Source organism: Sulfurimonas sp. (genome assembly GCF_023228785.1).
Classification (GTDB): domain Bacteria; phylum Campylobacterota; class Campylobacteria; order Campylobacterales; family Sulfurimonadaceae; genus Sulfurimonas.
The window spans coordinates 1-7,178 of the sequence record NZ_JALOAN010000061.1; the positions used below are offsets into that span (position 1 = coordinate 1).

The 7,178-nt window shown below is 35.5% G+C and carries 8 protein-coding genes; 3 read left to right on the plus strand and 5 right to left on the minus strand.

Annotated features, from left to right (window positions below):
* Positions 1-140: 140 nt before the first annotated feature.
* Positions 141-854, minus strand: a complete 714-nt coding sequence (locus M0Q24_RS11075) for an arginyltransferase (protein ID WP_295050645.1) — start codon at positions 852-854, stop codon at positions 141-143.
* Between the two features lie 52 nt (positions 855-906).
* On the opposite strand from M0Q24_RS11075, the gene M0Q24_RS11080 reads away from it, so the two are divergent.
* Positions 907-1,239 carry a hypothetical protein gene (locus tag M0Q24_RS11080; protein WP_295050647.1) on the plus strand — a complete coding sequence of 111 codons (333 nt, stop codon included), beginning with the start codon at positions 907-909 and terminating at the stop codon, positions 1,237-1,239.
* A 55-nt stretch (positions 1,240-1,294) separates the two neighbouring features.
* Here the strand turns inward: M0Q24_RS11080 and prfB are convergent, their stop codons facing one another.
* Positions 1,295-2,392 (minus strand): peptide chain release factor 2, encoded by a 1,098-nt coding sequence (gene prfB, locus M0Q24_RS11085; protein ID WP_295050649.1) that lies wholly within the window; start codon positions 2,390-2,392, stop codon positions 1,295-1,297.
* Positions 2,393-2,442: 50 nt separating this feature from the next.
* On the opposite strand from prfB, the gene panC reads away from it, so the two are divergent.
* Together panC and M0Q24_RS11095 are read left to right on the plus strand one after the other, a co-directional pair.
* Positions 2,443-3,264 (plus strand): pantoate--beta-alanine ligase, encoded by an 822-nt coding sequence (gene panC / locus M0Q24_RS11090; protein ID WP_295050650.1) that lies wholly within the window; start codon positions 2,443-2,445, stop codon positions 3,262-3,264.
* A 31-nt stretch (positions 3,265-3,295) separates the two neighbouring features.
* Positions 3,296-4,132: a DnaJ family molecular chaperone gene (locus tag M0Q24_RS11095; protein ID WP_295050651.1), complete on the plus strand. Its 837-nt coding sequence runs from the start codon at positions 3,296-3,298 to the stop codon at positions 4,130-4,132.
* A gap of 4 nt (positions 4,133-4,136) precedes the next feature.
* Here the strand turns inward: M0Q24_RS11095 and M0Q24_RS11100 are convergent, their stop codons facing one another.
* The 3 genes from M0Q24_RS11100 to M0Q24_RS11110 form a co-directional block, all read right to left on the minus strand.
* Complete coding sequence (locus M0Q24_RS11100) at positions 4,137-5,075, minus strand: DUF234 domain-containing protein (protein ID WP_295050653.1); 939 nt, start codon at positions 5,073-5,075, stop codon at positions 4,137-4,139.
* Positions 5,076-5,084: 9 nt separating this feature from the next.
* Positions 5,085-6,467, minus strand: a complete 1,383-nt coding sequence (locus tag M0Q24_RS11105; protein ID WP_295050654.1) for a sodium:solute symporter — start codon at positions 6,465-6,467, stop codon at positions 5,085-5,087.
* A gap of 125 nt (positions 6,468-6,592) precedes the next feature.
* On the minus strand, positions 6,593-7,178 hold a 586-nt coding region (locus tag M0Q24_RS11110; RefSeq protein WP_295050656.1), incomplete at its 5' end, for an Opr family porin.

Genomic DNA, 7,178 nt, shown 5'->3' on the forward strand with positions numbered 1-7,178 from the left:
TAATTTGCTTTTTTAGCTCTTCGTGGTTTATCAAACTCATGTGTAAATCCTTATAAATAATTCACTTGATGACTATATCAAATAAATTCAATTTTTAAGGTTTACACAGTTAGATTTACACTCTCAAGTAGAAGAGTTGTCTAAATCCAACTAAAGTCTTCACCCTCTTCAGGTCTTCCTTTAAGCGTTAGATAGGGCTTATATAGAGCTTTATAAGAGAGTGAATCACAATCTTCTACATAATAGCCTAGATAAATCCAGTCCATTTTTTGTGTCTTGGCAAACTCAATTTCATAAAGAAGTGAGAGTTTGCCTAAAGAGTAACTACTGTAATGAGGATCATAATAAAAATAGATAGAAGATATACCATCTTCAAGAATATCTATAAGATCTACCCCAATAAGCCTCTCTTGGTCATAGTATAAAATCTCATATCCATAACCATTATGACCATTTACAAAAGAACTATAGTAATTTTGAGGATTTACATAAGAGTGTTCCCAACCTTTTTTATCTTTCATATAGAGATGGTACTTGTCAAATAGTCTGAGATGCTCTTTTGTCATGCTAGGAGTTTGGATATAACTTTTTATATCTTTAGCTTTTCTCATAACTCTTCTATCGGATTTTGAAAACTCAAAGTTTTTAACATCTATCTTTATGCTTTTACACTCATCGCAATCCTTGCAAATAGGTCTAAAATACATCTTGCCAAATCTTCTATAACCTCTTTGTATAAGTGAAAGACATTGTGTTTCATCACAGTTTTCTATAACCTTGTAGTGAGTAGTTTGGTTTTTGTTCTTAAGATATGAGCAACTATCGTTAAGATAAAATTCTTTAAGTAAATTCATACCGTGATTTTGACATAATTTGCATTATGAATGCTTAAGTAGAGGAATGATTTTGGGATTTTTAAAAAAACATAAGATAGTGCTTTTTAGAGTTGCGGGTAGCTTGATGCTTCTTGTTGGTTTTGTTGTACATTTTTGGCTCACTCCAAAAGAAGCTTATACAGAGAATGAATTAGCTGCATTAAATGTAGCTAGGATGGAAGCAAAAGTAGCTGGTGGATCAGGAACTAGTTCAAGTAAAAAAGCTCAACCCGATGGAACTAAGTATGTAGAAGAGTTGAAAAACTTTCAAGCTAAGCAGATGAAATACTTAACAATTGGAGCTATGATCTTTGGTGTTGGCTTTTTGGGTTATAGTTTTGTGAGAAAGAAAGAAGAAGAATAATATCTATCCTTTCTCGTTCCATCCTCTCCTGAGGTGGAATGCATTGAGGGTTTATTTATACTTTGTTCATAGATATCAAAACACCCTCTAGCATTTTGTCTAGATCTCCATCTAAAATTCCAGATACATTTGAATATGCTTCGTTGCTTCTTGAGTCTTTTATCTGCTGATATGGTTGCATAACATAAGAGCGGATCTGATGTCCCCAACCTATCTCACTCTTACTCACTCCATCTGCTTCAGCTTTTTGGGCATCTAGTTCTAGCTCATATAGGCGAGACTTTAGCATCTTCATAGCAGTTGCTTTATTCTTGTGCTGAGATCTGTCGTTTTGGCACTGAACTACTACACCAGTTTTAATGTGCGTGATACGAATAGCTGACTCTGTTTTGTTGACATGCTGACCGCCTGCACCGCTTGAGCGATATGTGTCTATGCGGATATCCTTATCTTCTACTACTATGTTTATATCATCATCAATCTCTGGAGAGACCATAACAGAAGTAAAAGAGGTATGTCTTTTTGCATTTGAGTCAAAAGGGGAGATGCGAACAAGTCTATGGATACCGTTTTCTACTTTTAAGTAGCCATAAGCATTTTCGCCTTTTATGATGATAGAAGCGTCTTTGATGCCTGCTTCATCTCCAGCTTGGTAGTCCAAAACTTCAACTCCAAAGCCTCGTCTCTCAGCCCAGCGTTTGTACATACGAAGCAGCATCTCTGCCCAGTCTTGGGACTCTGTTCCACCCGCTCCTGGATGGATAGATAAAATTGCATTATTAGCATCAGTCTCGCCACTAAGGAGTACTTCTACTTCCATGTTTAAAATCAGTTCTTCAAGTTTCTCACTATCGTTAAAACAAGCTTCTATAGTCTCTTCATCTGCTTCTTCTTTTGCCATCTCATAGAGATCTTTTGCATCTTGGAGTGCTTCGCTTGCCTTTTTATACTTATCTAGTTTTCTTTGACATTGAGTTTTTTCTTTTTGAATCTTTGCAGCGTAAGTGGCATCATTCCAAAAATCTTGAGAAGCTTCTTCTTCTTCAATGGCATCTAGTCTTGAGCTAAGTTTGTCAGGTTCTACAACACCTGTAATGTTTTTCATCTTTAGGCTTAAGTGTTTTAATAGTTCTGTGTATTCATAATTATCCATAAAATAGTCCAATAGTGTATAATTGCGATTATATAAAAAAGAGGCTTAAAATGAAGATTATCACAACAGTAAAAGAGCTAAAAGAGTATGTCAAAAATATAGATAAAAAAATAGGTTTTATCCCAACTATGGGTGCTTTGCATCAAGGACATGCAAAACTTATAAAACAAGCAAGAGAAGAAAATGAGATAGTTGTGGTCTCAGTATTTTTAAATCCTACTCAGTTTTTAAAGGGTGAAGATCTGAGCATTTATCCTAAGAGAGATGAAGCCGATAAAAAAATATGCGAGTTAAGTGGTGTTGATGTTTTGTTTTTTCCATCTGTTGATGAGATTTATAGAGATGATGAAGTTAGTATCTTAGCGCCTTGTGTTCGTGGCTTTGTACTTGAAGGATCTAGCCGTCCAGGGCATTTCAATGGTGTATTAACCGTAGTGATGAAGCTCTTAAATCTAGTAAATCCAACAAAAGCCTACTTTGGTAAAAAAGATGCACAGCAGTTGTATCTCATAAAATTAATGGTTGAACAATTTTTTATGGATGTAGAGATTGTAGCGGTTGAGACTCAAAGAGAGAGTGATGGACTTGCCCTTAGTAGTAGAAATGCTTATCTCTCAAAAGAGGAGCGACAAGAGGCACTTAAGATCCCACAATCACTTCATCTTTGTGCTAAACTAGTTTCTAAAAATATTAGAGATAGAGATGAGATAGTGCAAAAGATGAGAGAGATCCTTAGTCCTCTTGAGATCTTTTATGTAGAGATTTTAAATCGTAATTTTGAAGTGATAAAAGAGGTTGAGCTAGGCAATAGTGTGGTTTTAGTTGAAGCTAAGGTAGGAACAACTAGGCTTTTAGATAATATTTGGCTTTAACCATTTGTCTATGTGGAACTTTTTTTGCTAGATGAAGAGTAAAATATCTCAAAGGGGTGGGTTTATGGACATTGTTTTGCGTAACAATCTTATTCTTATCACAACTTGTTTTGACACACTAAATAGAGAGTGGATGAAAAACTTTTTAAACCATCATTCAAGAGGTATGCTGTTTTTATCGAAGTCTGTTTTGGTCTTTAGAAACGAGACATTAACAGAGGTAAGAGATGAATTTTTAAAAGAGCTCTCACAACATCATGCCTCTACACATGAGTATGATCATAGGTTTTTTTTACGCTCAATGCTAAAGTTTGGAACTCAACCTATAAAGATAGAATTAAAAAAACTAGATGCTACTTTAAAAGTAAAAGTGAATCTATACGCTTATGATAAAAATACAGTTTTAATAACACTAGAGAGCCCTAATTCATGGGTGCTTAGCTACTTTCGCTCACAACTTGAAGTCTATGTAGAGAGAGGTACTGATGTCTCTTTAGTTGTAGACGTGAGAGATCATAAAGCAAAGGCAAGACTAGAGCGAACACTCAACAAAAAAGATGTGCTCCACTACCATTTAGAATATAGTTATGACAATCATTTCTTAAGTAAACTCTATAGTGATTTTGCAAATTATACTTTTGGAGATCTTTGTAGAGAAGAAGAACAAAACCATTTAGCAGAGCTTTATAGACTCCTAGAGTGCCCTATTGGAGCTAGTGCTGATCTACTAAAGAGAAACTATAAAAAGTTAGCAAGAGCTTATCATCCAGATAAGATAGTTCATGAAAATCCTACTATGATAGAACACTACACACAAAAGTTTCAACTCTTGCAAGAAGCGTATACAACACTAAGAGAAGTTAGCTAAACTTTTAAAAAAGAGAATCTATAAGTTCATCGCTTGAGGTGTTTTTTAAGAGAACTTCAAAGTCATCACTACTATAGAGTGCTAATTTTTTCCCTTGCATCTGCTTTAACTCTTTGGAAAAACCTCTTTTTGAAAAAAGAATGATTTGAGAAGGCTCAATACCAAGTTTCTCACACTTTTGCATAAGTTTATGCCACTCTTTTTTGATAACCACATGGTTAGTCCATTTGCATTCAGCTACATAGATCTTGTCATTATCTGTAATAGTTAAAATGTCTATCTCTATCTTCGCATCCCAGTAACTTCCCGAGCTAATGATCTGAGCGTCACGCAAATTATAGTTTAGTAGAACTTCTGATAGCTCTTCAAAAACAAGGCTTGTATAGCTGTTTTGTCTTTGTTCAAGACTCTTAAATAGTCTCTCATACTTTTTATTTCTTATATCTCTGATATTGGGATATATAAAATAAAACCAAAACCTTATAAATGGGTGAGTAAAGAGTACTTTATGCGAAATTCTTTGTCTTGCTAACTCTCTTTTTAGTTTGTGTTTTTGGTTAGGGCTTTTGTTGCTTTCTTCTCTTGAGTACTCGATCTGAACTAAGCCTCGCTCTTGAAGATAGTTAAGTGCTGCTCCTCCATTTCCGTTGTTAAGTCCAGCTCTATTAAAAGCAGAAAAAATCCTTCTATCGCCAACAGCTAGAGCATGAAGAAGTCTTTTGTTTATGGGACTGCCAAGAGTTAGATCTTCCATCTTTGCATTTAGATAAGTAAAGTTTTCTAATATGAGATCTTCTATAAGAAAAGAGATGGGTTGTGTTGTGTCAACTTCAAATCCAAGGCCGCCAAAGATAGCAAAGTACTCGATGTGAGTCTCCATATCATTTGGATAGTTTCTTATGTAAAATGAGCGAAATTGATCTAAAAGGCTTGTGTTTTTCATATCTTAGAGTTACTTTCTTGCTTTAGCATTTGCTTTATCTATAGAGAAAAAAGCTATGAAGTTAGCCAAAGTCCCCACTACTAAACCATCGATCCCAAGAGGAGAGCCTAAAAGGTTGCTCCAGACAAGTGTAGTGATGATGCCAGCTGAAGCACCTGCTATAAAGCGTTTTTTGCTAAGTTTTAAACCAAGTAAAGCAGCAGCTAATGGAACTAAGGTAGTAGGTGCCCAAAAGTTATAGGAGTAGATTAGAATATCTAAAACACTATCAATAGAGAGTGCAAATATAACCGCTATGATACCAACAGCTAAAGTAGTCATACGTGCAAGTTTAAGTTCCGCTTCTTGACTAAGTGGGTTCTTTAATATGGGTTTTATGATGTCGTTATTAAAAGCGATTGCAGCTGCATTTAAAAATGAATCTGCTGAAGACATAATGATAGAGATAATAGCTGAGATAACTACAGCTTGAAGTAGAGGAGGAAGTGCTTCTTGAATGACATAAGGCATAGCAAGGTTTGCATCTAGAGATGGTTGCATAGCAAGGGCTACAAGACCTATCAATCCAGTAACTAGAAAAAATGGAATAGAGTAAAGTCCGCTAAGCATTGTTCCTCTTTTTACATTATGATTTTCTTTACCAATAAGGAGTCTTTGAACATAGGGTGGAACTAAAGTTTCACCTAGTAAAAATGTAAGAAAAAGTGAGATAAGAGCAATAAGCGCCATAGGCTCAAGTGAGATAGTGAAGTGACTTGCTGGTACCGCTTGAACAACTTCACCCCAACCACCTAGATACTCTATACCAAAGTAAAGAGTGAGTGGAATACCAACAGAGAGAACTATAAACTGAACAATGTCCGTCCAAACAACAGCTCTCATTCCTCCTATAGTTGAGTAGATAATTACGATGCTAAGACCTAGTATGATACCAGTTGAGCGGTCAAGTCCTAAAAAAAGATTAAAAATATATCCCATCGCACCTATTTGAGCGCCAAGAATTCCTGCACTTAAAATCACACCAAAAACGCCTGCAAAAATCCTAGACTCTTTTCCATAAGCTGGTTCCATAATGTCGCCTATAGATATGGCATCAGGGTAGTGTTTGATGTTTGGAGCGATATATTTTGCCACTAAGATCTCTTTTACGCTAAATCCCCAAAGAGCTACAATATTTGAGATCCCAACTAAAAAAACCTTCTCAGCATTACCCATAGAAAAACCGCCACCAATAAAAGAAGCACTAAGAGTTGCAAAGATAGCCATAGTTCCAAATGACTTTGAAGCTACAGCATAATCCTTGATATCTTTAACACCACGACCTGCCCAGATACCGATAAGCAGTACAATGATGAGGTATGAAAATATTATAATGCTTTGAGTGGTAAACATTCCCTTTTAGCTCCATTTACAAAAGTGGCTGTAGTATACAATTAATATTGATTAAATTCAATTTTTATAGGAGTAAAAGAGATGCCTTCGCGTGCATCTCTTTTTTGAGGAGAATTAGAAGAGGATTAAAATTTGTAAGCTAGAGTAGTACTAACTTGAGTTAAGTCAGTAGAGTTATGCCCAAGATCTTTTTCATCTTCATTTATAATTGTAAGAATGGCACTAAGATTTAGACTCTTAGTGATGTCATAACCTGCCCATAAACAAAACTCACTCTGCTTGTAGTTAGTACTGCTAAGAGATAGAGAATCAGGTAGCTTATAAGTACTATGACCATAAATAGCACTAAGACTAAGCCCCATAACATTTTTAGAAAGAGTTATGTATGGAGTTCGAGTATCTATCGCTATATAGTTGTAGAGTTTATCTCCTTCTTCAAAAGGTGTAACATTTTCACCACCCTTATAAGCAGAACCCCAACCGCCATCTTTTCCTGTTTGGATATATCCAATCCCAAGATTATAACCATCAAGCTCTACATATGCCTTCGTATCGATAAGTGAACCATCTTTATTTTGAACTAATTTTTCATCTGTTTGCATATAGTGAAAAAATCCACCATACTTAAAATCACCACTCTCTAGTGCAAGTGTAGCCTTACCACCATAAACTGAGTAGTTGCTCGGAGCATGAAGTGCGTAGGCCTTAACT

Bases quoted from the DNA above. Each gene is read 5' to 3' on its own strand.
- M0Q24_RS11075 (WP_295050645.1), bottom strand. From the start codon at position 854: ATGAATTTACTTAAAGAATTTTATCTTAACGATAGTTGCTCATATCTT.
- prfB (WP_295050649.1), bottom strand. From the start codon at position 2,392: ATGGATAATTATGAATACACAGAACTATTAAAACACTTAAGCCTAAAG.
- panC (WP_295050650.1), top strand. From the start codon at position 2,443: ATGAAGATTATCACAACAGTAAAAGAGCTAAAAGAGTATGTCAAAAAT.
- M0Q24_RS11095 (WP_295050651.1), top strand. From the start codon at position 3,296: ATGAAGAGTAAAATATCTCAAAGGGGTGGGTTTATGGACATTGTTTTG.
- M0Q24_RS11100 (WP_295050653.1), bottom strand. From the start codon at position 5,075: ATGAAAAACACAAGCCTTTTAGATCAATTTCGCTCATTTTACATAAGA.
- M0Q24_RS11105 (WP_295050654.1), bottom strand. From the start codon at position 6,467: ATGTTTACCACTCAAAGCATTATAATATTTTCATACCTCATCATTGTA.